23 protein-coding genes are annotated in these 25416 nt (G+C 63.2%); 17 read left to right on the plus strand and 6 right to left on the minus strand.

Annotation, left to right across the window (positions count from 1 at the left end):
• Nucleotides 1-4 precede the first annotated feature (4 nt).
• The gene (secF, locus tag GWK50_RS00780; RefSeq protein ID WP_162014836.1) at nucleotides 5-958 is read left to right on the plus strand and encodes a protein translocase subunit SecF; all 954 of its coding nucleotides are present in this window, start codon (nucleotides 5-7) and stop codon (nucleotides 956-958) included.
• A 33-nt stretch (nucleotides 959-991) separates the two neighbouring features.
• On the plus strand, nucleotides 992-3334 hold the full coding sequence (locus GWK50_RS00785; protein WP_162014837.1) for a DUF1631 domain-containing protein: 2343 nt from the start codon (nucleotides 992-994) through the stop codon (nucleotides 3332-3334).
• A gap of 19 nt (nucleotides 3335-3353) precedes the next feature.
• On the opposite strand, the gene dprA is transcribed toward GWK50_RS00785, so the two are convergent.
• The gene (gene dprA, locus GWK50_RS00790) at nucleotides 3354-4508 is read right to left on the minus strand and encodes a DNA-processing protein DprA (protein WP_162014838.1); all 1155 of its coding nucleotides are present in this window, start codon (nucleotides 4506-4508) and stop codon (nucleotides 3354-3356) included.
• Between the two features lie 54 nt (nucleotides 4509-4562).
• On the minus strand, nucleotides 4563-5789 hold the full coding sequence (locus GWK50_RS00795) for a LysM domain-containing protein (protein WP_242455253.1): 1227 nt from the start codon (nucleotides 5787-5789) through the stop codon (nucleotides 4563-4565).
• A gap of 181 nt (nucleotides 5790-5970) precedes the next feature.
• Here GWK50_RS00795 and def point away from each other — a divergent pair, with 181 nt between their 5' ends.
• The 14 genes from def to GWK50_RS00865 all read left to right on the plus strand — a co-directional run bounded on the left by def (nucleotide 5971) and on the right by GWK50_RS00865 (nucleotide 20433).
• Nucleotides 5971-6480, plus strand: a complete 510-nt coding sequence (def, locus tag GWK50_RS00800) for a peptide deformylase (protein ID WP_162014839.1) — start codon at nucleotides 5971-5973, stop codon at nucleotides 6478-6480.
• Nucleotides 6477-6962: a hypothetical protein gene (locus tag GWK50_RS00805; RefSeq protein ID WP_162014840.1), complete on the plus strand. Its 486-nt coding sequence runs from the start codon at nucleotides 6477-6479 to the stop codon at nucleotides 6960-6962. Before def ends, GWK50_RS00805 begins: the two co-directional genes overlap by 4 nt.
• A gap of 17 nt (nucleotides 6963-6979) precedes the next feature.
• Entirely contained in the window at nucleotides 6980-7969 is a 990-nt protein-coding gene (gene fmt, locus GWK50_RS00810) for a methionyl-tRNA formyltransferase (protein WP_162014841.1), read from the plus strand.
• A gap of 59 nt (nucleotides 7970-8028) precedes the next feature.
• On the plus strand, nucleotides 8029-8709 hold the full coding sequence (locus GWK50_RS00815; protein WP_162014842.1) for an AzlC family ABC transporter permease: 681 nt from the start codon (nucleotides 8029-8031) through the stop codon (nucleotides 8707-8709).
• Nucleotides 8706-9041, plus strand: coding sequence for an AzlD domain-containing protein (locus GWK50_RS00820; RefSeq protein WP_162014843.1), 336 nt, complete (start codon nucleotides 8706-8708; stop codon nucleotides 9039-9041). The genes GWK50_RS00815 and GWK50_RS00820 overlap by 4 nt, the downstream gene beginning before the upstream one ends.
• Before the next feature lie 109 nt (nucleotides 9042-9150).
• Nucleotides 9151-10344 carry a phosphoglycerate kinase gene (locus GWK50_RS00825; RefSeq protein ID WP_162014844.1) on the plus strand — a complete coding sequence of 398 codons (1194 nt, stop codon included), beginning with the start codon at nucleotides 9151-9153 and terminating at the stop codon, nucleotides 10342-10344.
• A 181-nt stretch (nucleotides 10345-10525) separates the two neighbouring features.
• Nucleotides 10526-11209 (plus strand): hypothetical protein, encoded by a 684-nt coding sequence (locus GWK50_RS00830; protein WP_162014845.1) that lies wholly within the window; start codon nucleotides 10526-10528, stop codon nucleotides 11207-11209.
• Nucleotides 11206-11766, plus strand: coding sequence for a FlgO family outer membrane protein (locus GWK50_RS00835; RefSeq protein WP_162014846.1), 561 nt, complete (start codon nucleotides 11206-11208; stop codon nucleotides 11764-11766). The genes GWK50_RS00830 and GWK50_RS00835 overlap by 4 nt, the downstream gene beginning before the upstream one ends.
• A 144-nt stretch (nucleotides 11767-11910) precedes the next feature.
• Nucleotides 11911-13353 carry a pyruvate kinase gene (gene pyk / locus GWK50_RS00840; protein WP_162014847.1) on the plus strand — a complete coding sequence of 481 codons (1443 nt, stop codon included), beginning with the start codon at nucleotides 11911-11913 and terminating at the stop codon, nucleotides 13351-13353.
• 120 nt (nucleotides 13354-13473) lie between these two features.
• A complete protein-coding gene (fba, locus tag GWK50_RS00845; RefSeq protein WP_162014848.1) occupies nucleotides 13474-14538 on the plus strand; it encodes a class II fructose-bisphosphate aldolase in 1065 nt (354 codons plus the stop codon).
• Nucleotides 14539-14777: 239 nt separating this feature from the next.
• The gene (locus GWK50_RS00850; protein WP_162014849.1) at nucleotides 14778-16385 is read left to right on the plus strand and encodes a Re/Si-specific NAD(P)(+) transhydrogenase subunit alpha; all 1608 of its coding nucleotides are present in this window, start codon (nucleotides 14778-14780) and stop codon (nucleotides 16383-16385) included.
• A gap of 30 nt (nucleotides 16386-16415) precedes the next feature.
• Nucleotides 16416-17828, plus strand: a complete 1413-nt coding sequence (gene pntB, locus GWK50_RS00855; RefSeq protein ID WP_162014850.1) for a Re/Si-specific NAD(P)(+) transhydrogenase subunit beta — start codon at nucleotides 16416-16418, stop codon at nucleotides 17826-17828.
• A 96-nt stretch (nucleotides 17829-17924) separates the two neighbouring features.
• Nucleotides 17925-19604 (plus strand): long-chain-fatty-acid--CoA ligase, encoded by a 1680-nt coding sequence (locus tag GWK50_RS00860; RefSeq protein WP_162014851.1) that lies wholly within the window; start codon nucleotides 17925-17927, stop codon nucleotides 19602-19604.
• Between the two features lie 79 nt (nucleotides 19605-19683).
• The gene (locus GWK50_RS00865) at nucleotides 19684-20433 is read left to right on the plus strand and encodes a 5'-methylthioadenosine/adenosylhomocysteine nucleosidase (protein ID WP_162014852.1); all 750 of its coding nucleotides are present in this window, start codon (nucleotides 19684-19686) and stop codon (nucleotides 20431-20433) included.
• A 47-nt stretch (nucleotides 20434-20480) separates the two neighbouring features.
• Here the strand turns inward: GWK50_RS00865 and corA are convergent, their stop codons facing one another.
• The 4 genes from corA to tsaB form a co-directional block, all read right to left on the minus strand.
• Entirely contained in the window at nucleotides 20481-21467 is a 987-nt protein-coding gene (gene corA / locus GWK50_RS00870) for a magnesium/cobalt transporter CorA (protein WP_162014853.1), read from the minus strand.
• Nucleotides 21468-21641: 174 nt separating this feature from the next.
• On the minus strand, nucleotides 21642-22412 hold the full coding sequence (locus tag GWK50_RS00875) for a hypothetical protein (RefSeq protein WP_242455254.1): 771 nt from the start codon (nucleotides 22410-22412) through the stop codon (nucleotides 21642-21644).
• Complete coding sequence (gene rimI, locus GWK50_RS00880; RefSeq protein WP_197904954.1) at nucleotides 22412-22894, minus strand: ribosomal protein S18-alanine N-acetyltransferase; 483 nt, start codon at nucleotides 22892-22894, stop codon at nucleotides 22412-22414. The genes GWK50_RS00875 and rimI overlap by 1 nt, the downstream gene beginning before the upstream one ends.
• The gene (tsaB, locus tag GWK50_RS00885) at nucleotides 22891-23589 is read right to left on the minus strand and encodes a tRNA (adenosine(37)-N6)-threonylcarbamoyltransferase complex dimerization subunit type 1 TsaB (RefSeq protein ID WP_162014854.1); all 699 of its coding nucleotides are present in this window, start codon (nucleotides 23587-23589) and stop codon (nucleotides 22891-22893) included. The genes rimI and tsaB overlap by 4 nt, the downstream gene beginning before the upstream one ends.
• A 267-nt stretch (nucleotides 23590-23856) precedes the next feature.
• Here tsaB and GWK50_RS00890 point away from each other — a divergent pair, with 267 nt between their 5' ends.
• Nucleotides 23857-25410 carry a prolyl oligopeptidase family serine peptidase gene (locus tag GWK50_RS00890; protein ID WP_162014855.1) on the plus strand — a complete coding sequence of 518 codons (1554 nt, stop codon included), beginning with the start codon at nucleotides 23857-23859 and terminating at the stop codon, nucleotides 25408-25410.
• The last annotated feature ends 6 nt before the right edge of the window (nucleotides 25411-25416 follow it).

Raw genomic sequence — 25416 nt, forward strand, 5'->3', positions numbered from 1 at the left:
GACCATGGAGTTCTTCCGCATCAAAAAAGACATTCCCTTCATGAAGCACGCGTTGGTCTTCAACGCGATCTCCTTCATCACCTTTGCGCTGGCGGTTTTCTTCCTCTTCAGCCGTGGTTTGCATCTGTCGGTGGAGTTCACCGGCGGTACGGTGATGGAGGTGGCCTACAGCCAGCCAGCGGACTTGGCCAAGGTGCGCAGCACGGTGTCAGGCCTGGGCTATGGCGATGACGTGCAGGTGCAGAACTTCGGTACGGCGCGTGATGTGATGATCCGCCTGCCGGTGCAAAAGGGCGTTTCCTCGGCGCAGCAGAGCGAGCAGGTGATCGGTGCGCTCAAGGCAGCCGACCCTGAAGTCACGCTGCGCCGCACAGAGTTTGTGGGTCCGCAGGTGGGCGAGGAACTGGTCCATGGCGGGCTCATGGCCTTGGCCATGGTGGTCGTGGGCATCGTGATCTATCTGGCCTTCCGCTTCGAATGGAAGTTCGGTGTCGCTGCCATCATTGCCAACCTTCACGATGTGGTCATCATCCTGGGCTTCTTTGCCTTCTTCCAGTGGGAGTTCTCGCTGTCGGTGTTGGCGGCGGTGTTGGCGGTGCTGGGCTATTCGGTCAACGAGTCGGTCGTGATCTTCGACCGGATCCGTGAGGCGTTCCGGCGTTACCGCAAGATGACGACCACCGAGGTCATCGACCACGCCATCACCAGCACGATGAGCCGGACCATCATCACCCACGCATCGACGGAGGCCATGGTGCTGTCGATGTTCTTCTTTGGCGGTCCCAGCCTGCACAATTTTGCGCTGGCACTGACCATCGGCATTTTGTTCGGCATCTATTCCTCGGTGTTCGTGGCGGCTGCTATCGCCATGTGGCTGGGTGTCAAGCGTGAGGATTTGGTCAAGGCGCAGCGCAAGGAAGGTGACCCCAACGATCCCAATGCGGGCGCGGTGGTCTGACCACAAAACAGTGTTCCCGTATAACATTGTGTGATGCACGCTTCTTCCGCTCCTCATCAGCCGCAGCGCAGGCTTGCGCGGCAGGTGCGTGAGCGGCTGGTGGAGGGGCTGTGTCGGGGACAGGTTGATATCGACAAGGTGCTGCTGGAGTTTTTCAGCAACCTGATGGCGCAGACCGGGACCCAACGGGAGATGCAGCAGCGCCGTGATGCCTGGCAGTCGTTCCAGCAGCACAGTGGTGATTGGATGCGCAATGTGGCCGAGGCCTGGCGCTCGGCGCTGACCGAAACCCCCAGTTCCCAGCGCGGCAGTGGCTTTAACGCTTCGGAGTTGAGCTTTGAGCTGGTGGACGACGATGTGGTGGAGAACAAGATCGTCGCCTCGCGCATTGCCCTGACGGTCATGGAGGCCGTGAGTGCTGGCTTTGAGTCATTGCGTTTGCGCGTCCAGTCGGTGGAGGGGCGTGAGCTTCCCAAGGACGACATTCTTCGTCCCGAAACCGTGGCCCTCCATCTGGTGGAACAGTGGGTAAAGTCGGGCATGGCCCGTGATGACCTGCAGACGGTGCTGGATCCATTGCAGCGTGAGCTGGCTGCCGTTTTGTTGAAGGTGTACCAGGCCTGCAACGATCTCTTGCAATCCCAGGGCGTGGTGGCGCAGCAGGATTTGCGCGTGCGCGTGAATCGCTCGCCCGCTGGATCGGGCGCAGCGCCTCTGCAGAACAGCCCTGCCTCGCAGGCGCTGGCGCAGACCCAGCAAGCCATGGCCTCCGCGCGCGAAATGGCTGCGCAGGCCAGCCGGTTTGGTGCCTCACGCATGGCGCCGACCAGCATGCACCCCATGCAGCAGGCCATGCCATCGATGTATGCCGGGGCGTCTCCCCTGGCCCGTGCGCGACAGCGTGCGCAAGGCGTCATGGTTCAGCTCAAGCGCCTGCTCACCCAGCCCGCCACTGGCTTTGACATGGTGAATGCGCCCCCTGCATCGGCGGCACTGGCCCATGCATTGGCCGCCCATCGCGTGCAGGCGGAGAGCTACTACGGCACAGTGGGGGCTCCCATAGAGGATTACAGTCCGGCGGCCGTGGTACAAGTGACCAACGTGGTGCGCAATCGGTCCGCGGAGTTCAAGAAGAAGGCTGACAGCGAGGGTGAAAAGGCCATCATCGAGGTGGTGGCCTTGATGTTCCAGAGCATCCTGACGGAGGACCGCATTCCACCCGCGGTGCGAATCTGGTTTGCGCGCTTGCAGGTGCCGGTGCTGCGTGTGGCGCTGGCTGAGCCCGAGTTCTTCAGCAACATGGAGCACCCGGCGCGCAAGCTCATTGACCGGATGGGTTCGGTCGCACTGGGTTTTGACTCCACGGCACTTTCGGGCAGTGCGCTGGAGGCAGAAATCAAGCGCATCGTGCAGGTGATCGAGCAGTATCCTGAAACCGGCAGGCGGGTTTTTCAGCTGGTGTTCGATGAGTTTGAGGCCTTTCTGGCCAAGTTCCTCACGGCCAAGCAATCCACGGCCAAGCTCGTCAGCGTGGCACAGCAGGTGGAGCAGAAAGAGACACTGACCATCCAGTACACCATCGAGTTGCGCACCATGCTCAAGGACATGCCGGTGCGGGACGAGATTCGTGAGTTTCTTTTCAAGAACTGGGCAGAAGTGCTGGCCATGTCGGCCGTGCGTGACGGTCCGCAGCATGCCGATACGGTGGCCTACAAGCGCACGGCAGCCGACCTGGTCTGGGCGGCCAGCGCCAAGCCCAATCGCACGGAGCGGGCGCAAGTGATCCAAAGCCTGCCCGGGCTGTTGCAGCGTTTGCGCCAGGGGTTGACCTTGATGGGAATGACGGGGCAGGTACAGGACGCCCAGATCAAGGCATTGACAGACACCCTGGCAGAGGCGTTTCTGTCGAAGACGGCGGCCATTCCTGTGGAGCACATTCAAGCGCTGGCCAAGCGCCTGGCCAACCTGGAAGACTTCATCAGCGATGCCGACATGGGCGACATGCCGCTGGATGCCGAGAGCATCGAGATGATGACTGGCATAGACGCTTCGGCCATCCACGTGATTGCCGACAACGGCGCGCCGGTGGAGGAGGCCATGGTGGCCTGGGCGCTGGAGTTACCCAAGGGCAACTGGTTTACCCTGGACCACAATGGTGCCAGCCTGCAGGTGCAGTATTCGTGGCACAGCCAGCGCAAGCAATTGCACCTTTTCGCCGCCACTGACGGCACTTGCTACCTGATCCAGTTGCGGCGCTTGGCGGCTTATCTGCAGGCCGGGTTGTTGGTTGCGCGTGAAGAAGAGGGTCTCACGGTGCGAGCGACCCGCGATGCGCTGGCCAAGTTGCAGGCCAATCCGGAGCGCCTCCTGGGGTGATCATGGTGTGTGGCCGCCTTTAGGCTTGGGCCATGCGCTGGAACATCCCCCCAGGCAGTCGCATGACCAGGCCCTCGATTTCCAGTTCCAGCAATTGAACCTGCAGTGTCGGGGTGTCCATGCCCGTGCGTGCCTGCAGCGCGTCCAGTCCTGTGGGGTCGAAGCCCATTGCTTCCAGCACCGCAGAGTGCTTGTGGGGCTTGCAGGGGGATGCGGGAGCCGAACCGGCAGCAGAAAGGGGGGTGCAGAACCCAGGCAGCTCCTCCAATATGTCCTGCACGGTTTCCACCAGCTTGGCGCCTTGTCGGATCAAGGCATGGCAACCGCGCGATTGGATCGCATGGATGGAACCGGGAATGGCAAACACCTCCCGCCCTTGCTCCGAAGCCATGCGTGCAGTGATGAGTGATCCGGATGCGGGTGCTGCTTCCACCACCAGGGTACCCTGGGACAGGCCTGAGATGATGCGGTTGCGTTTGGGAAAGTTGGCCGCCAGGGGCGGCGTTCCCAGAGGGTATTCACTCAGCAGCAGCCCGTGCTGCGCGATTCTGTGTGCCAGTTCAAGGTTTTTTCGGGGGTAGACACGGTCCAATCCGGTTCCGACCACGGCGATGGTGGCAGGGGAATTGTTGTTGTCCTTCGAAGCAGACAGGGCGCCCTCATGGGCGGAGGCGTCCACCCCCAGAGCCAGCCCTGACACCACGGTCCAGCCTGCGCTGCACAGTGTCGACGCGAAAGAGCGGGCGTTTTCCGTGCCCTGGGGCGTGGGGTTGCGGCTGCCCACCACCGCAAGGCACTGAGGGGCCGCAAAGCTGTGCGACTGCAGAAAACGGGCCGGTCCCAATGCATAGAGCAGCAGGGGCGGATCTTCGGTTTGCAGCAAGGCTGGCGGATAGCGCGGATCGCCCAGTGTGATGATGCTGCGCTGCTCGCCATGTGGGCCGTTGGTCTCCAGCCATTGGGTAGTTGCGCGGTACTGGGCATCCAGTGCCTCAGGTACGCAAGCCAAGGCACCGGCCTGGGCTGCCGTGGTGTGATCCTTCAAGGCCTGCGTGCTTTGAAGGAACACCTGCTGTGGCAACCCGAACGCCGCCAGCAAGCGCCGGCCCGTCAAAGAGCCTACGCCCGGTGTCAGGCCAAGGCGTAGCCAAGCACGCAGCTCATCGCCATCCATGGTTTCTTCCGTGCAAGTAGAAGGCAATTTCCGCTTGCACGGTACCTGAGCATATCAATCCGGATTGACCAGCCGATCGCCCACGCTCACGGGCAGACGGGCTTCAAGGATCAAGGCATACGAAACCCGCTCAAAAGTCCTGAACACCATGGCCAGCCCATTGGATTCGCTGGGCAGCTTGATCGTCTGTTTGCCGTTTTCTGTCTTGTCCGTGATGCGGCTGCCTTTGGTCAGCAGACTCAGTACCAATCCGGGCTGCATGCCGTCTTCGGTGCCGAGGTTGATGGCTACCACATTGTTCTGGGCTGCGTTGGACATGCCAAAGCTGCCGTAGATGGAGACCACGCGTGCATCCACAGGCAGCTGGGGTGCGTGCGGAGCAAAGCTGACATAGGAGCGCGGCGGTGCTGGCAGCAGCCGATCGCCAGCACGCACTTCTTCCTTGCTGGATGCCAGGTCCAGCGTGGCGGGCACGTATTCAGAGATGTAGCCCCCCTTGCCGTTGCTGCTCTCTTCAAAACTCTCACCACGGACCAGATCGGCCTTGCCCAGGTAGTGGGCCTCGTAGCCGAGGATGGCGCCACTGGCCGGATCCTTGAGGGCCACGGCATCGCGGAAGATGCGGTACTGGCGCGGCTCACCAGGCTCTGCACGCAGCGGGTTGGCCGCATCGCCCCGGGCATAAATACGGTCTGTGGGGCCCATCAGCACCCGGTCTTCCATGGTGGCTACCACGCGCGCAGCGCGCAGCAGCGTTTGCTCGTCCACCACCAGAGGCTCAGCCAGGAAGGGTTCGATCAAGTGCTGCTTGAGGGTCGGCAGCGCTGTGGCGGACAGGCTGTCGGTGCGGGTGCGCGGAGAGACGCGTACGGTCTCGGGTTCGCCGCTGGCCATGGCACGGGTGCTCAGACGTGCGTAGCCATCTTTCTTTTCCAGGTACAGGGTCTGTCCAGGAAAGATCAGGTGGGGGTTGGCAATGGCCTGCATGTTCATACCCCACAGCTCGGGCCAACGCCATGGGCGCTTGAGGTACATGCCCGATATTCCCCAGAGGGTGTCGCCACGCTTGATGACGTAGGTGTCGGGCGCGTCGGCGGCAAGCTCTGCCAGGGGGATGCCTTGTTGGGCCACCTGTTCAGCGGTGGCCCGCTGTGCCGTGCTGACGGGTGCGGTCTGTGCCATGGCCGCCTGGCTGGTCAGCATGGCACAGACGAAGCCCACTGCGCCCAAGGCCACCCGCGGCATACCGGCCATTGCTCCCATGTCGTTCCTGTTCTGCATGTTTAAACGCCCCTCGCTGTAGCCATGTGCAGATCCGTGCAAGGGCTGCCATGGCAAAAATACGTCATAAATCGTCTGAGATTCTCTGCTCAAGCCCTTGATTCGGCAATGATTATTGTCCTCGGCGGGTGCGCAGAATGGAAAAAGTGGCGAAAATAACGACATTCTTCTGTGCGCAGCCATGGCCATTCTCCCTATTCTTTGTTATCCCGACCCTCGGTTGCATACTGTTGCAAAACCGGTTCGTGAGGTCGATGCGCGCATCCGCGGCCTGGTGGCGGACATGTTCGAGACCATGTACGACGCCCACGGCATCGGTTTGGCAGCCACACAGGTGGATGTCCATGAGCGCCTGGTGGTGATCGACGTTTCTGAAGAGCGCAATCAGCCTCTGGTGCTCATCAACCCTGAAATTGTCTGGGCCAGCCCGGAAAAGCAATTGGGCGATGAAGGTTGCCTGTCGGTGCCTGGCATTTACGACGGCGTGGAGCGCTCCACGGCGGTGCGCGTGCGTGCACTCGACGCGCAAGGCCAGGAGCAAACCCTGGAGGCCGAAGGCCTGCTCTCCATCTGCATCCAGCATGAACTGGACCATCTGCTGGGCAAGGTGTTTGTCGAGTATCTGTCGCCACTCAAGCGGACCCGGATCAAATCCAAGCTGGTCAAGCGCCAGCGCGAGGCACGCGCATGAGGGCCGCTGCACAAGGAATCGGCTGGCTGTTGGTTTGCGCCGTGCTGGCGGGGTGTGCCAGCGGCGGCGGCCAAGCCGTGCGCCCCGGTGTGCTGCTGGACGACGTGCAGGCGCAGTGGGGTGCGCCCAAGGCCGTGTACCAGCATGCGCAAGGCCAGCGGGTGTTTTACAGTCCGCAACCCTGGCAGGTTCGCCGACTGGATTTCGATGCCCTGGGCAGGTTGCAGCAGATCCACGAGCAGGTGCTCTCGGTGGCGCAGTTTGCTGCCATCGAGGCGGGCAAGTGGCGTGCGGCCGATGTGCAGCAGACCTTTGGCCCGCCCGCGCGTCGTGCGACCGATGCGGACAAGGGCAGCGTCTGGAGCTACTTTTTCCTGGAATATGGCGTGCACCGGCGCGCGCGCATCCATTTCGACGCTGGCGGCAACGTGGCGCGGGTGGATGTGGCCGAAGACCCGGCGGCCGACGACCGTTACCGCTGATCGTCAGCCTTCAGGTCATGAAAGTCATTTTTGCCGGTACGCCGGATTTTGCGCGCGTTGCCTTGCAGGCTTTGCTCGACGCCGGTTTCTCGGTGCCGCTGGTACTCACCCAGCCTGACCGACCTGCCGGACGGGGCATGAAGCTCCAGGCATCTCCGGTCAAACAGCTGGCGCAGGCACATGGCATTGCCCTGGCACAGCCGCGCAGCCTGCGATTGGATGGCAAGTATGCCGAGGAGGCTGCTGGCGCGCAGGCAGCCATCATGGCTGCGCAGGGCGATGTGATGGTGGTGGCGGCCTATGGCCTGATTCTTCCGCAGTGGGTGCTGGACGCGCCGCGCTGGGGTTGCCTCAACATCCATGCCAGCCTGCTGCCTCGCTGGCGAGGGGCGGCACCCATTCACCGGGCGATTGAGTCAGGTGATGCGCAGACCGGCATCACCATCATGCAAATGGATGCGGGCCTGGACACTGGCGACATGCTGTTGCGCGAGGCGATGGATATCCTGCCCCAGGACACCACAGCCACCCTGCACGACCGCCTGGCCGTTCAGGGTGGGCGGCTCATCGTTCAGGCGCTGCACCAACTGGACGCCGGGGGGCTGGTGCCGGTGCCGCAGCCGGAGGCGGGGGTGTGTTATGCCCACAAGATCGAGAGATCCGAGAGCACCGTGGATTGGTCTCTTTCGGCCGAGGCCATCGATCGGCGCATCCGTGCCTTCGACCCCTTTCCTGGTGCCAGCACCACGGTGCAGGGGGAGGTCATCAAGCTGTGGTCGTGCAAAATTGATAGCGCCTTGCGCCCGTCTGGCGTGCCCTGCGGCCATATTTTGGCCTTGAATGCTGATGCGGTGTTGGTGGCGTGTGGGCACGGCGTGCTGGCCATCACGGCCTTGCAGCGTGCTGGGGGCAAGCGCTTGGGGGCGGCAGATTTCGTGCGTGGATTTGGCTTGCAGCCGGGCATGGTACTGGGTGCGCACGGTGCGTCCGGCGAGGCCGGTGCGTGAGCGCCGTTGCGCAGCGCAGGACTTGGCGCCATCCCTTGTTCCGCCAGGGGGTGGCAGACATGCTGGGCACCTCCCTGGGCATCGCCGCCTGGGGCCTGGTCACCGGGGTCGCCATGGTCAAGAGCGGCATGTCGGTGCCTGTGGCCGTCGTCATGTCGCTCCTGGTCTACGCAGGCAGCGCCCAGCTGGCGGTGATTCCGCTGCTGGCGGCCGGAGCCCCGCTGTGGGTGGTTTGGCTCACGGCGTGTTGTGTGAATCTGCGCTTTGTGATCTTCAGCAGCCTTTGGCGCTCCTATTTTCAGCACTTGCCTTTGCGCCAGCGCTTGGCCATTGGGTATTTCAGCGGGGATGTCATCTTCGTGGCCTTCATGAAGCGCTTCCCCGAGCCGCGCCCTGGCAAGGGGCAGGTGCCTTTCTTCTGGGGGGCAGCCACCGTCAATTGGGTGGCTTGGCAAGTGCCTTCGTTGCTGGGCATCGCACTGGCCCACGCCATTCCCTTGTCTTGGGGGCTGGGTTTTGCCGGGGTGCTGGCCTTGTTGGGTGTGTTGTTGTCGCTGCTGGTGGACCGCGCCACCTGGACGGCGACGGGTGTGGCGGCCACGGCGGCCGTTGCAGCCTTCGCGCTTCCGCTCAAGCTCAATATCCTGGTGGCCATTGCCGCAGCCGTGGCTGTGGGCCTATTGGTGGAGGCTGTGCAGACGCAACGCACGCTGGCTGTGGACCAAGAGGGTGCGCCGTGAACAGCGATGACCTGCAGGCCATGCTGGCCATTGGGGGCCTGGCGCTCATTACCGTGCTGACGCGGGCCTTTTTCATGATTCCCCGGCGTGAGATCCCCATGCCGGGCTGGTTGCGCCGGGGCCTCAAGTACGCTCCGCTGGCGGCGCTGACGGCGGTGATCGCCCCGGAGGTGTTCATGACACAGGGGATGCTGCTGACCACCTGGCAGGACGCCAGGCTGCCCGCGGTGCTGTGTGCATGCGCCTACTACTTCTATCGGCGCGGCATTCTGGGCACCATCGTCGTGGGCATGCTGGTGTACCTGCCGCTGCATGTGGGGCTGGGCTGGTAGGTGCGGCATCGGGCTGCTGGTGCGCTTGCCTACAATGCGGTTCAGCCGCCGTTGGAATGGGTGACCACCGCTTCCAAGGGCGATCCGTCAGTCCCCTTTCTTCACACCGATGAACATCCTTCGCTTCTCCGATCTGTGCGCCAGCGGCCAAGTGGCCGGCAAGCGCGTCTTCATCCGCGCCGACCTCAATGTTCCGCAGGACGATGCAGGGCGCATCACCGAAGACACACGCATCCGCGCCTCGGTGCCCGCCATCGAGATGGCACTCCAGGCCGGCGCTGCGGTCATGGTGACCAGCCACCTGGGTCGTCCGACGGAAGGTGAGTTCAAACCGGAAGACTCTCTGGCTCCCGTCGCACAACGTCTGGGCGAGTTGCTGGGGCGCGAGGTCCCCCTGGTGAGCGACTGGGTGGATGGTGTGAGCGTCGCGCCCGGCCAGTTGGTGCTGCTGGAAAACTGCCGTTTGAACGTGGGTGAGAAGAAGAACAAGGAAGACCTGGCGCGCAAATTGGCTGCGTTGTGCGACATCTTTGTGAATGACGCCTTTGGCACCGCCCACCGCGCCGAGGGCACCACCTACGGCATTGCTCAGTTTGCGCCTGTGGCGTGCGCAGGCCCGCTGCTGGCGGCCGAGATCGACGCCATCAGCAAGGCGCTGGCTTCGCCCAAGCGCCCCTTGGCCGCCATCGTGGCGGGCTCCAAGGTGTCCACCAAGCTCACCATCCTGCAAAGCCTGGCCAAGAATGTGGATCAGCTCATCGTTGGCGGTGGCATTGCCAACACCTTTATGTTGGCGGCGGGTCTGAACATCGGCAAGAGTCTGGCAGAAGCCGACCTGGTGGGCGAGGCCAAGGCGGTGATCGAGGCCATGAAGGCGCGCGGCGCCGAAGTGCCCATTCCCACCGACGTCGTCGTTGCCAAGACCTTTGCCGCCGACGCCGCAGCCACGGTCAAGAAGGCCTCGGAGGTTGCCGATGACGACCTGATCCTGGACATCGGGCCCGAAACAGCGGCCAGGCTTGCTGCGCAACTCAAGGCAGCGGGCACCATCGTCTGGAACGGGCCTGTGGGTGTGTTCGAATTTGCGGCCTTTGAGAATGGCACCAAGGCCATCGCACAGGCGATTGCCGAGTCGCCCGCTTTCTCGATTGCCGGTGGTGGCGACACGCTTGCCGCCATTGCCAAATACGGCATTGAAGAGAAAGTGGGCTATATCTCCACTGGCGGCGGAGCGTTCCTTGAAGTTCTGGAAGGGAAAACCCTCCCGGCCTTCGAGATACTGGAAAAGCGGGCTGCAGCTTGATTTGAAACCGCCTGTTACAGGCGAGGTGGGTACTGTGACAAAAACAACAAAGCGTCTGCTGCAAAGCGCAGTTAGCGCATCTTTTTCTTGTTTTTGTTGAGGCCTGCACCCAAAATCAATTTCAATCGTGTAGTGGCTCGTTTTCTTGGCTTTCTACCGTCCAAGTCCGTAGGAGGGAATCATGGTGTTTTCAAGGGCAATCAGCCTGGCTGTTTTGGCTGGCGCTGTGGCTACGATGGTGGGTTGTGCAAACCGTGCGCCCATTCCCCTGGCCGAAAATTTTGAGTTGACCGTTCAGCCCAAGGTTCGCTCTGCCGGGCATTGGGAACTGGTGTCGCGCGATGTCGTGGCCCAGACGCTGGCAACGCTCGACAAGGCGGGTGTGGCACCCGGCACGCCTCTGCATGTGGCGCTGCCTCCCAACCCCAGCGCTTTTGACGTCGGCTTTCGCGATTTCCTGATCACCAAGCTGGTTCAGAGTGGTGCCACGGTGCAACAAATGCCCGGTCAAACCCTGGATGTGACCTACCACGCACAAGTGGTGCGTCACAACAGCGAGCGGCCTCATTTCATTCCCGGTCAGTTCACCATGATCACTGCAGGTCTGATGGCTGCTTATGGTTTGCGCCACGAGCACCTCGATGCCCAGATGCTGGGTGCGCTGGGCTTGGCCGTGGCGGCTGATTACGGTGCCAGCGTCAATTCCGGTGGTCCTACCAATACTGAAATGATCTTGACCACGACGGTGGCGCGTGGTGGCCAGTACCTCGCTCGCAAGACCGACGTGTATTACCTGGAAAACGCAGACACGCCGTTGTTTATGCGTCCTTCCAAGAGCGTCAACATGAAGGTGGTGTCGCAATGAGCTTCAAAACTACCGCACTCTTGACCGCGTTGGCTGCCGCGCTGATGGCAGGCTGCGCATCCAACACCGCTCCGGTGCGTACCGAGCCCACTTACCAGGAAGCCGCCAGCAGCCAGTTCTTGCAGGCCAACGCAGATGCCGTGGGCAAGCTGGTCACTGGTTTTGATGTCTCGACACTCGGTGGCGGCCCCGTGCTGGTGGCGACCGTGGTCAACGTCAACGACATGAGCCGTGCAGCCCCCTTGGGTCGTACCTTGTCGGAGCAATACGCTTCCGTGATGTCCGCCAAGGGCTTCAACGTGAAGGAAATCAAGCTGCGTGGTGATGTCTTCGTCAAGGAAGGCGCTGGCGAACTGTTGCTGTCCCGTGAAATCAAGGACATCGCACGCAGCCAGAACGCTACGCTGGTGCTGGTTGGAACGTACTCCGCTGCGGCCAACTTCACTTACGTCAGCCTCAAGCTGGTGCGTACCGAAGACAGCCGCATTGTGCGCGGTCACGACTACGCATTGCCCAATGACCGTGACGTTCAGCGCATGCTGACCGTGCCCCGCTGAGTGGCGAGGTTCTCCAAAAAAAAACCGCCTTTGGGCGGTTTTTTCTTGGGCGCCGTTTCAGCGTTCAGTACGTATCGTTGATGCAGTTCTGTAACTGATTCTGTGTGAAAATAGAAACCCGATTACATCGTTCAAAGGGCATCCATGTCTCTCTCCCCTCGCCGCGCCACGAAGATCGTAGCCACCTTGGGTCCTGCCTCGAGTGAGGTGGGGTTGCTGGAGCGAATGATCCAGGCGGGTGTCAACGTGGTGCGGTTGAACTTCAGCCATGGCAGTGCCCAGGACCATGTGGACAGGGCGCAGATGGTGCGCGAGGCAGCCCAGCGTGCGGGCAGGGAAGTGGCCATCATGGCCGACCTGCAGGGCCCCAAGATTCGGGTAGGCAAGTTTGCCCAGGGGCGCATCATGCTGGAAGCCGGGGCCTCGTTCGTGCTGGATGCATCGCGCACTGAACTTGGCGATCAGGAGGGTGTGGGCCTGGATTACAAGGAGCTCCCGCGCGATACCCGCCCCGGGGACGTGTTGTTGCTGAACGATGGTCTGATTGTCCTGACCGTGGAAGCCGTCCGTGGCGAGGCGGTTCATACCAAGGTGCGTATTGGTGGCGAGCTTTCCAATAACAAAGGCATCAACAAACAAGGCGGCGGACTGACGGCGCCCGCGCTCACGGCCAAGGACATGGAGGACATCCGCACAGCCATGCAGTTCCAGGCGGACTATGTCGCGGTGAGCTTTCCCAAGAATGCGACCGACATGGAAATGGCGCGACAGCTGTGCAATGTGGCCGCGGCGGAGTACCGCCACAAGCCCGGGCTGATCGCGAAAATCGAGCGCGCTGAAGCCATTCCGCACCTGGAATCCATCTTGCGTGCCAGCGACGGCATCATGGTGGCGCGGGGCGATCTGGCCGTGGAGGTGGGCAATGCCGCTGTGCCTGCCCTGCAAAAGAAGATGATCCGCATGGCGCGTGACATGGACAAGGTCGTGATCACGGCCACCCAGATGATGGAAAGCATGATCACCAATCCGGTCCCCACGCGCGCGGAGGTGAGCGACGTGGCCAATGCCGTGCTGGATGGAACAGACGCCGTCATGCTCAGTGCAGAAACGGCGGCCGGCAAGTACCCACTGGAAACCGTGCAAGAAATGGCCAAGATCTGCGCCGCAGCAGAGGCGGCAGAGGATCCGCAGCTCGACGCGGATTTCTCCGGTCGTACATTCACGAGCATTGACCAATCCATCGCCATGGGCGCCTTGTTCACCGCCTATCACCTGGGAGCCAAGGCCATTGTGGCCATGACGGACAGTGGATCCACGGCACTGTGGATGAGCCGTTATCGCATCCACATTCCCATCTACGCACTCACGCCCAAGGTGGCCACGCAGCGGCGTATGGCGCTTTTTCGCAACGTGCGCCCCTTGCTGATGGATACCAGTGCAGACCGCGATACCGCACTGGAGCAGGCCGAGAGCCATCTCAAGATGCGCAACATCGTGGGCAGCGGGGATGTGTACGCCATCACCTGCGGCGAGCCCATGGGGGCGCCTGGGGGAACCAACATGCTGAAGATCTGCCGAGCATCTTGAGCGCCAGGCATATGCCGGTAAGTTCGGCGCGCGGTTGGGGTCGGTAGAATTGCGGGTTACAAGGCGGTTACGGCCACTGGTCTGCCGCTCCCGTTTTTCAACCTTTACGGATCCACCACCATGCCTCTCGTCTCGATGCGCGAACTGCTCGACCATGCCGCTGAAAACGGTTATGGCATTCCCGCTTTCAACGTCAACAACCTGGAGCAGGTCCAGGCTGTGATGGCGGCCGCCGATGAGGTGGGTGCGCCTGTGATCCTGCAGGCCAGTGCTGGCGCGCGCAAATATGCGGGCGAGTCCTTCATCAAACATCTGATCCAGGCCGCCTGCGAAGCCTATCCCCACATCCCGCTGGTCATGCACCAGGACCATGGCACCAGCCCCAAGGTGTGCGCAGGCGCCATCGACCTGGGCTTCGGTTCGGTCATGATGGATGGCTCGCTCATGGAGGACGGCAAGACGCCTGCTTCCTTCGACTACAACGTGGACGTGACCCGGAAGGTTGTGGACATGGCACACAAGGTTGGTGTCACTGTCGAGGGTGAGCTGGGCTGCCTGGGGTCGCTGGAAACCGGCGAAGCCGGTGAGGAAGACGGCATTGGCGCTGTGGGCAAGCTGGACCACAGCCAGATGCTGACGGACCCCGAAGAAGCGGCCCGTTTTGTCCAGGCCACGCAACTGGATGCCTTGGCTATCGCCATTGGTACCAGCCACGGTGCCTACAAGTTCACACGTCCGCCCACGGGCGACGTGCTGGCGATCAGCCGCGTCAAGGAGATCAACGCCCGTATTCCCAATACGCACCTCGTGATGCACGGCTCCTCGTCGGTACCGCAAGAGCTGCTGGCCATCATCAACCAGTACGGCGGCAAGATGAAAGAGACGTACGGCGTGCCGATCAAGGAAATCCAGGAAGCCATCAAGTACGGCGTGCGCAAGATCAACATCGACACCGACATCCGCTTGGCCATGACCGGCGCGGTGCGCAAGTTCATGGCCGAGAACCCCGACAAGTTCGATGCGCGCGAATGGCTCAAGCCCGCCCGAGAGGCCGCCAAGGCCGTGTGCAAGCAGCGCTACCTGGAATTCGGCTGCGAAGGCCAGGGCGGCAAGATCAAAGGGTTCACCTTGACCGTGATGGCACAGAAGTATGTGGCGGGCGAGTTGGCGCAAGTGGTCAACTGAGTATCTGTCCCTTTCCTCAGACAAGACGGCAGCCAGAGCGCTGCCGTTTTTTCTATTGGAGGATGCACTCTATTGGATGCTGTCCTGTGCGAGATAGGAGCGCCTCGTTCTTCATGTAAGCTCACGGTCAGCAAAAAAACGCGGGCAAAGGGAGGACGGCAGCAAGCAAGTTCCTTCTCATAGCCCACGCAAGCGCCTCGGCGCTTGTGCCCCGGCCATGAACCTGGAGGAGATAACCCATGCAAACCAGCCCCACAGCAACGATGCAACGCATCGGTGTGCCCAGGGAGACCTATCCCGGCGAAAAACGTGTGGCCACCGTGCCCGACGTGGTGGAAAAGCTCATCAAGCTCGGATTCAAAGTTGCTGTTGAGTCGGGCGCCGGAGACGCTGCGAATTTCAGTGATGAGTCCTATCGTGCAGTCGGTGCCGAAGTGCTGCCCGATGCGGTCGCGCTGTGGTCGGCGTCGGACATCGTGCTCAAGGTTCGCCCACCGAGCAGCGATGAGGTGGCGCTGATGCGCGAGGGTGGGACGCTTATCGGCTTTGTCTGGCCTGCCCAAAACCCTGAACTGATGCAGCAGCTCGCCGCACGCAAGGTCACGGTGCTGGCCATCGACTGCCTGCCGCGCACCCTGAGCCGCGCGCAGAAAATGGACGCGTTGACATCCACCGCCGGCGTGAGCGGCTACCGCGCCGTTATTGAGGCGGCCAATGCCTTCGGCCGTTATTTCAACGGCCAGATCACGGCGGCGGGCAAGGTGCCTCCGGCCAAGGTCTTCATCGCCGGGGCCGGTGTGGCGGGCCTGGCGGCCATCGGCACGGCGGCCAACCTGGGCGCCATCGTGCGCGCCAACGACACGCGTGCCGAAGTCGCTGACCAGGTCAAGTCGCTGGGTGGCGAGTTCGTGAAGGTGGACTATGAGGAGGATGGCTCTGGCGGCGGCGGCTACGCCAAGGTCATGAGCGAAGGATTCCAGGCCGCCCAGCGCCAGATGTACGCCACCCAGGCCAAGGATGCGGACATCATCATCACCACCGCCCTGATCCCCGGCAAGCCGGCGCCCAAGCTCATCACTGCCGAGATGGTGCAGAGCATGAAGCCCGGCAGCGTGATCGTGGACATGGCCGCCGAACAGGGCGGCAATTGCGAACTGACCGTGCCCGGCGAGGCCGTGGTGCGCCATGGCGTGACCATCATCGGCTACACCGACCTGGCCTCGCGCCTGGCCAAGCAATCGTCCACGCTCTATGCCACCAACCTGCTGCGGCTGGTAGAGGAACTGTGCAAGGCCAAGGACGGCGTGGCCGTGGTCAACATGGAGGATGATGCGATCCGCGGCCTCACCGTCATCAAGGACGGCGCCGTTACCTGGCCCGCACCGCCCCTCAAGCAGGCCCCGGCGCCCGCGCCCAAGCCTGCGGCGGCCCCCGTGGAGCAGAAGAAGGGCGGCCATGGGCATGGCAGCAGCGGCCCCTTGCCCGCCAAGACCCTGGGCATCATCTTTGCCGTGGCGGCGGTGGCTTTCTGGTTCATTGGTGCCTACGCGCCGGCGGCCTTCCTGGGGCACTTCACGGTGTTCGTGCTGGCCTGTTTCATCGGCTACATGGTGGTGTGGAACGTTACGCCCGCGCTGCACACGCCGTTGATGAGCGTGACCAACGCTATCTCCAGCATCATTGCCATCGGGGCCCTGGTGCAGATTGCCCCGCCCGAAGCCGGGGTGAACGGGAGGCCTGACGGGCTGATCCTCTGGCTGGCCTTTGCCGCCATCGTGCTCACGGCCATCAACATGTTCGGCGGCTTTGCCGTGACGCGCCGCATGCTCGCCATGTTCCGCAAATAAGAACGAGACCCACAGCAAGGAAACAAACCCATGTCCCAAAGTCTCGCTACTGTCGCCTACCTCGGCGCTGCCATCCTCTTCATCCTCAGCCTCGGAGGCTTGTCCAACCCCGAAACATCCCGCCGCGGCAATCTGTTCGGCATGATCGGCATGGCCCTGGCTGTGCTGGCCACGGTGTTCGGCCCGCGCGTCAGCCCCTCGGGCATCGTGTGGATCGTTGGTGCCCTGGTCGTTGGCGGCAGCATCGGCCTGTATGCCGCCAAGGTCGTGAAAATGACCCAGATGCCCGAACTGGTCGCGCTCATGCACAGCCTGGTCGGTCTGGCGGCCTGTCTTGTGGGCTTTGCCAGCTATGTCGATACCTCGATCCAACTGCAAGGTGCGGAAAAGGCCATCCATGAGGTGGAGATCTACGTCGGCATCCTGATCGGCGCTGTGACGTTCTCGGGTTCTCTGATTGCGTTCGGCAAGCTCAACGGCAAGATCGGCGGCAAGCCCCTGCTGCTGCCTGGGCGCCACTGGCTCAACCTGGTCGCGCTGCTGGTGGTGATCTGGTTCGGCAAGGAGTTCCTGGCCGCGCACGATGTGCAGTCGGGCATGCTGCCCCTGGTGGTGATGACCGTGATCGCGCTGCTCTTCGGCATCCACATGGTCATGGCCATCGGTGGCGCAGACATGCCGGTGGTGGTATCCATGCTCAACAGCTATTCCGGCTGGGCCGCGGCGGCCACGGGCTTCATGCTGAGCAACGACCTGCTGATCGTGACCGGCGCGCTGGTCGGCTCCTCGGGCGCAATCCTGTCCTACATCATGTGCAACGCGATGAACCGCAACTTCATCAGCGTGATCGCGGGTGGTTTTGGTTCCGGCGGTGGAGCCCCGGCCAAGACGGGTGATGCGGCCGCGCCCCAGGGCGAGGTGGTCCCTGTGAGCTCCGCCGAGACGGCAGAGATGCTGCGCGAGGCCAAGAGCGTCATCATCGTGCCCGGCTACGGTATGGCCGTGGCCCAGGCACAGCACACCGTCAACGACATCACCAAGACCCTGCGCGACAAGGGCGTGCAGGTGCGTTTTGCCATCCACCCCGTGGCGGGCCGCATGCCCGGTCACATGAACGTGCTGCTGGCCGAGGCCAAGGTTCCCTACGACATCGTGATGGAGATGGACGAAATCAACGAGGACTTCCCGGACACCGATGTGGCCATCGTCATTGGCGCCAATGACATCGTCAACCCGGCTGCGCAGGACGACCCGACCAGCCCCATCGCAGGCATGCCCGTGCTTGAGGTGTGGAAAGCCAAGACCTCGATCGTGATGAAGCGCTCCATGGCATCGGGTTACGCCGGCGTGGACAACCCGCTCTTCTACAAGGAAAACAACCGCATGCTGTTCGGTGACGCCAAAAAGATGCTGGACGAAGTGCTGGGCGCGCTCAAAGGCTGACAGGGCATAATTCCCACAGGAAAAAAGCACGACCGTGCGGAGTTTTGGGCACGGTTTTCACACACAACAGAGATTGAACCATCAGGAGACTTGGAGATGACCGACCGCATTTGGCTCAAGAGCTATCCCTCTGGCGTGCCTGCAGACATCGACCCGGGGCAGTACCCTTCCCTCGTGGCGCTGATGGAAGAGGCCTTTCAGAAGTACGCAGACCGCGTGGCCTACAGCTTCATGGGCAAGGATGTCAGCTATGCGCAGACCGATTCTCTGAGCAAGGCCTTTGCGACATACCTGCAGGGCCTGGGCCTGGTCAAGGGCGACCGCGTGGCCATCATGATGCCCAATGTGCCGCAATACCCGGTCGCGGTTGCGGCCATCCTGCGCGCCGGCTTCGTGGTGGTCAACGTCAACCCGCTGTACACGCCGCGCGAACTGGAGCACCAGCTCAAGGACTCGGGCTCCAAGGCGATTGTCATCATCGAAAACTTCGCCACCACGCTGCAGCAGTGCATCACGCACACGCCGGTCAAGCATGTGGTGCTGTGCGCCATGGGTGACCAGTTGGGCTTGCTCAAGGGCGCGCTGGTCAACTACGTGGTGCGCAACGTCAAGAAGATGGTTCCCGCCTACGACCTGCCGGGGGCCGTGCGCTTCAACGAGGCCATTGCCCAGGGCACCCGTGGAACGCTCAAGAAGCCGGACATCAAGCCCGACGACATCGCCCTGCTGCAATACACCGGCGGCACCACGGGCGTGAGCAAGGGCGCAGTGCTGCTGCATCGCAACATCATTGCCAACGTGCTGCAGTCCGAGGCCTGGAATGCACCGGTGATGAACAAGGTGCCCGCAGGCGAACAGCCCACGGCCGTGTGCGCGCTGCCGCTGTACCACATCTTCGCGTTCACCGTGAACATGATGCTGTCCATGCGCACCGGTGGCAAGACCATCCTGATTCCCAACCCGCGCGATCTGCCCGCAGTGTTGAAGGAACTGTCCAAGCACACCTTCCACAGCTTCCCGGCCGTCAACACGCTGTTCAACGGTCTGGCCAATCATCCTGACTTCAACACCGTCAACTGGAAGAACCTCAAGGTGTCCGTGGGCGGTGGCATGGCGGTGCAGGGCGCCGTAGCCAAGCTGTGGCTGGACAAGACAGGCTGCCCGATCTGCGAAGGCTACGGTTTGTCGGAAACCAGCCCCTCGGCCAGTTGCAACCCGGTGACGGCCACCGAGTTCACCGGCACCATCGGTCTGCCCTTGCCCGGCACCAGCATGAAGCTGCTCGATGACGAGGGCAATCAGGTCACCGAACTGGGCCAGCCCGGAGAAATCGCCATCAAGGGCCCGCAGGTGATGGCGGGCTACTGGCAGCGCCCGGACGAAACCGCCAAGGTCATGACGGCGGATGGCTACTTCAAGACTGGTGACGTGGGTGTGATGGACGAGCGCGGCTTCTTCAAGATCGTGGACCGCAAGAAGGACATGATTCTGGTCAGCGGCTTCAACGTCTATCCCAACGAGGTGGAAGAGGTGGTCGCCAACTGCCCTGGCGTGATGGAATGTGCCGCCGTGGGCGTGCCCGATGACAAGTCTGGCGAGGCGGTCAAGCTCGTCATCGTCAAGAAAGACCCTGACCTGACCGAGGCCCAGGTGCGCGAATACTGCCGCCACGAACTGACGGGCTACAAGCAGCCCAAGGTGATCGAGTTCCGCACCGAGCTGCCCAAGACCCCGGTGGGCAAGATCCTGCGGCGCGAGCTGCGCGACAAGAAGTAAGCCGACGCTGAAGCCGTCGCGCATTCTTTGCGCCACAATGCCGAGCGGCCACCAGGGCCGCTCTTTTTTTCTCTTTCCCATGACTACAGCCATCCTCAGTGCCCTTCCCGAAGAACAATCCGGTTTGGTGGAAAGCCTGGAGCAAGCCCGGCGCGTGATGCACGCTGGGCGCTCCTTCTGGACGGGGGCGTTGCATGGCAAGCCGGTGGTGCTGGCGCTCTCGGGCATTGGCAAGGTGGCTGCGGCCACCACCGCCACGGTGCTGATTGAGCGTTTTGCATCCCAGCGCATCGTGTTCACGGGCGTGGCAGGCGGGGTGGGCGATGGCGTGCAGGTGGGCGATGTGGTGGTGGCGCACGACTATGTGCAGCACGACATGGATGTGTCGCCCCTGTTCGAGCGCTGGCTGGTGCCTGGCTACCCCGGTGTGCGCCTGGCCTGCGATGCGGAACTCTCGGCGCAGTTGGCGCAGGCAGTGCGCCACTGCCTGACCACCGAAGGGGCACTTCTGCACACGGGCCCAGCGGGCCGTGCGCCCCGTCTGCACCAGGGCCTGATGGCCAGTGGCGACCGCTTCATCACCTGTGCCCAGGTCTCGCGCGCGCTGCGCGAGCCGCTGCTGGCTGCAGGCCACGATGTGCTGGCCGTGGAAATGGAGGGCGCCGCGGTGGCCCAGGTGTGCCTGGACTACGCTGTACCCTTTGCCGCCGTGCGCACCATTTCGGACCGGGCAGACGACGACGCCCATGTCGATTTCCCGGTATTCATCCAGAACGTGGCCAGCCGCTATGCCGACCACATCGTGCGGCAATTGATGAATTTGCTATAAAAATGATAGCTGTCAGCGCTTTATTTATAAGCGCTGGTGCCATTTTTTTACTTCAACCAGCCTCGCTTGCGGAAATACCACATGGGGCCCAGCGCGCTGGCCAGCATGAGTGCCAGCGCAAACGGATAGCCCCATTTCTGGCCCAACTCGGGCATGTACTGAAAGTTCATGCCGTACACGCTGGCGATCAAGGTAGGGGGCAACAGCGCCACGCTGGCCACCGAGAAGATCTTGATGATCTTGTTCTGGTTGATATTGATGAAACCGACCGTGGCGTCCATCAGGAAGTTGATCTTGTCGAACAGAAAGGCCGTGTGGCTGTCCAGCGACTCGATGTCGCGCAGGATCTGGCGCGCCTCCTCGAACTGCTCGGCGTTGAGCATCTTGCTGCGCATCATGAAGCTCACCGCGCGGCGCGTGTCCATCACGTTGCGGCGGATGCGGCCGTTCAAGTCTTCCTGGCGTGCAATGGCGGCCAGCACCTCACCAGCGCGCGCGTCGGTCACATCGCCTGCCAGCACCTGGGTGCTGACCTTTTCCAGGTCGTCGTAAATGCCTTCGAGCGTGTCGGCCGAGTACTCGGCGTCGGCGTCGAACAGCTTGAGCAACACGTCGCGTGCATCCTCGATCAGCCCCGGTGCGCGTCGCGCACGCAGGCGCAGGAGGCGAAACACCGGAATGTCCTCGTCGTGCAGCGAGAACAGCACGCCCTTGCTGCGCAGACTGGGGTTGATGAGGTTCAGGATGAAGGCCACGCGCACCGAACGTGGCTGCTCGTGGTCGTCGATCAGGAAGTCGCTGCGGATGTGCAGTTCGCCGTTGTCTTCCTCGTAGAAGCGGGCCGATTCCTCGATGTCCTCGTCCATCGCATCCTCGGGGATGGACAGGCCGTAGTACTGCGAAACCCAGCGCTTTTCGTCCAGCGTGGGGGATTCCAGATCGACCCAGATGGGCTGGAAGCGAGACAGCTCTTCCAGCGATTCGATTTCTTCCTGGACGAGGCGCCCATTGGCGAGCGTGAAGATATTGAGCATGCGATTGCTCCCTGAAGGGGGTGGCCGGGGGCTGGGTTGGGGGCGCTTTCAGCCCCGGCACGAACCAGGGAGCTGAAAGCTATCGACTGGGATAGGCTTCCATGGCAAAGGCTCCAAATTGCAAGCTGGGAATTATCGCACCGGCTTTGTTGCAGTGCACGCTGTGTGGCGCGCTTACTGCGCTGCAGCGGCAGCCAGTGCACGGGCGCGGCACAGGTCTTCCCAGGACGCAGGTTTGAGGTGCGGTGAGCGCAACAGCACCGGTGCATCGAACGTGACCACTGCAGGCACCCCGGCCAGTGTAAAAGGCTGGCCGCGCAATTGCCCCAGGGGTTCGCTGCGGCCCAGGCAGTGGCGCACGGCGACGCGGCCCATCACCAGCACGACGGCGGGAGCCAGCCGTGCCACCACCTCGGCCAGCGCGTTGTCCACGCCGGTGCCTTCGGCGCCAGAGGGGGCCTGGTCGAGCGTGCACAGAGCCACCCGGGGGTGCTGGTGCAGGCCCAGTGCGCGCAGCATGTTGTCGAGCAGGCGTCCGGCCTGCTCCGCCAGGGCGGCGCTGCCGTGCACGCCTTCGGCCACCAGCAGCCAGGCCGCGCCCAGTGCGGGTGGGCACAGTGCGGGGTTGGCATCGGGGTACAGCGTGCGTGGTTCCTGCAGTACCGCTTGTGCCGTGGTGGCGTGCGTGGAGGGCGCAGGGCTTGCCGGTGTGGGTACTGCCGCGCTGGGTGCCGCAGTGGGGCGGGCTGGCGTCGGCGCAGCGGTGCTGCGGTGTAGGTTGCTCGCCGCGGGGCCGGGCACTGTGGTACCTGCGCTCCCGGTGCGCTGTGCCGAGGGAGCCTGCGCGTTCGCGCCTGCCTCCGGCAGCCACAGCCGCACGCCCATTTCCTGCAGCATGGCGCGCTGGCGGGGGTCGAGTGGCAGGCTGGGGGCCATAGTGCCCATCACAGTGCGCGGCTCATCACAATGGCGTCTTCGCGCGCATCGCCGGCCGCCGGGTAGTAGCGCTTGCGCAGGCCGACCTGCTGAAAACCGTTGGAATGGTACACCGCACGGGCCCGCTCGTTGCTGACGCGCACTTCCAGCCACAGCCATTGCAAGCCCTGCCCACGCGCCCACAGGGCCAGTGCGTCCAGCAGGATCTGCCCCCAACCCTGGCGCTGGAAGGCGGGTGCCACGGTCAAATTCAGCAGGTGGGCCTCTTCCACGCCGCGCATGGCCACAAAGTAGCCCAGCATCTGGTCGCCGCCCAGGAGGATGTCGATGCGGTAGCCGCTGGCCAGGGCGTCGGTGAAATGGCGGCGCGACCAGGGGTGGGGGTGGGCCAGGGCTTCGATGGCCAGCACCTCGTCCAGGCGTGCCAGGCTCAGGGGCTCCAGGCGCGCCTCCAGTGCCTGGGTGTCTGCGGGCATGGCAGCGGTGTTCATGCCGGCTTCCCCATGCGCAGGGCTTCGCGTTCGGCCGTGGTCTGCGCCACCTTGTCGCGCAGGTACAGAGGCATGGCGCCGTTGGCGTCCACATCCTGGCCTGCGGCCAGCAGGGCCGGGGCCAGTCGCAACAGGGCTGCGGCCGTGGGCAGGGCCCTCACATGTTCGGCAGTGGGTGCCAGCCGGGTGGGATAGGCTGCCTGGGCGTTGCCCGCTACTGTCCAGCCTGCGGGAGCGTGGATGTGCTCGGGGGCTGCCAACACCGGGCCGGATTCGGTGTGCCAGCGGTCCTGTTCCCAATGCAGGTGGGCGGCATAGACCTCGTCCATGCGGGCGTCCAGTACCGCTACCACCTGCTGGGCACCATGCTGGTGGCGCGCTTGTTCGGCCACGGCATGGAGCGTATCGATGGGCAGCACACGCAGGCCGCGCCCGCCACCCGCACCAAACGCCAGGCCCTGTGCCACCGCGCAGGCGGTGCGCAATCCAGTGAAGGAGCCTGGCCCCCGGCCGAAGGCCAGTGCGTCCAACGCTCCCAGCTCCAGCCCCGCCTGGGCCAGCAGACTCTGGATGGACGCCAGCAGCCCGTGTGAAGCCTGTGCGCCGCCCGGGCCGGTGTGCTCCCACACCGAGCTGCCGCGCTGCACGGCGACGGACAGGGTTTCGGTGCTGGTATCGAAGGCGAGCAGGTTCATGGGCCGGTCAGAAGGGGAAGCGGGCATTATCGCCAGACTTTCCGCAGACTTGAAAGCTGACCGAACGCGAAATCACCGTCAGGCCGTGGCGATGGTCCCTTTGGCGAGTCATGCGACGACACCAATCGAAAGAGGGTGCTGATCGCTGACGCAGATAATTTTTAGGTATCGGTACTTGTCCCTCGATAGAAAAACAACCGCTCCCCGTAGCATCTTCTCCAATTCACAACGGTGGTGCTGAGGCACCCAATAGAAGGAGACTGGCTTATGCGGCGGTTGTTTGGAGGGTTGGGTTTGGGCGCGGCGTTGGTGCTGGCGGCCTGCGGCGGTTCGGACATGGGGGCGCCCAGCACCCATGATACGAGCGGCGCGCGCGGTTCGCTGGTGTACAGCCCGCCATTGCGCATCACCGGCATGGATGCTGCCGAGTTCACGGCCCGGCTGCAGGGCAGTGCGGCTGGGCAGGGCTTGCTCCAGGTGACCGGCGCTCCGCGGTGCGGCGTGCTCTTCCATTACATCGAATACGGCACGGTCGGCGGCGCGGCAGAGCCCACCCGCGCCAGCGGTGCCCTTATGCTGCCCACCGGCAGTGATCCGGCCTGTACCGGTGCCCGCCCCATCGTGCTCTATGCGCATGGCACCAGCCCGGAAAAGGCCTACAACATCGCTGACATCACCGACCTCTCGCGCCCTGGCGCGAGCGAGGGGTTGTTGATTGCAGCCATGTATGCCGCGCAGGGCTTCGCGGTCGTGGCGCCCAACTATGCGGGTTACGACACCTCACCGCTTCCCTACCACCCCTACCTGAATGCAGAGCAGCAGTCGTCCGAAATGGTGGATGCGCTCACGGCGGCGCGCAAGGCCATGAAGAATCTGGGGGCGGGAGATTCGGGCCGTCTGTTCATCACCGGTTATTCGCAGGGCGGGCATGTGGCCATGGCCACGCACCGCGCGTTGCAGGCTGCCGGGCAAACCGTGACGGCCTCGGCCCCCATGTCTGGCCCCTACGCGCTGGCAGCCTTTGCTGACGCGGTGTACTACGGCAATGTCAACCTGGGTGCCACGCTGTTCACGCCTCTTTTGTCCACCAGCTACCAAAAGGCCTACGGAAACATCTACGGCAAGACGACCGATCTGTACGAAGCGGCCTATGCCGAAGGCATCGAGACGCTGCTGCCCAGCAAGATGGGCGCGGCGGAACTTTTCAGACAAGGCAAGCTGCCGCAGACGGCCGTGTTCAGCAGCACGCCTCCGGTGCCATCGATGGCGACCATCACGCCCCCCACGTCGCCTGCGGACCAGGCGGCACTGTTTGCGCTGGGCTTCGGCACCCCACACCTGGTCACCAACGCCGCCCGCCTGGCGTACCTGCAGGATGCCATGGCCCATCCGGATGGCGCTGTCCCTGTGCCGACCACTGGCGCTCCGGCCGCAGCGCCCGGCCACCCGATGCGTCAGGCCTTGCGCAAGAACGACATGCGCAGCTGGACGCCCAAGCGCCCCATGCTGCTGTGTGGCGGGCGCGCAGACCCGACGGTGTTCTATGGGCTCAACACCCAGGTCATGCAGGGCTACTGGTCCGCGCCGTCTCCGGCGGCGGCACCGGCAGGTCTGTTGAATGTGCTGGATGTGGACTCGGCGCCAGGCGTCAACGATCCATTCGCTGCCGTCAAGCTGGGTTTCGCCAGCGCCAAGGCGTCGGTCGCCGCAGCGGGGGGGGCCAGTGCCGTGGCGCAGGCCTACCACGGCACGTTGGTCCCACCGTTCTGCAACGCCGCAGCGCGTGCGTACTTTCAGCAGGTCCTCGCATCGGGCATGTGATATTTC

The organism is Acidovorax sp. 210-6 (genome assembly GCF_010020825.1).
Lineage (GTDB): Bacteria > Pseudomonadota > Gammaproteobacteria > Burkholderiales > Burkholderiaceae_C > Simplicispira > Simplicispira sedimenti.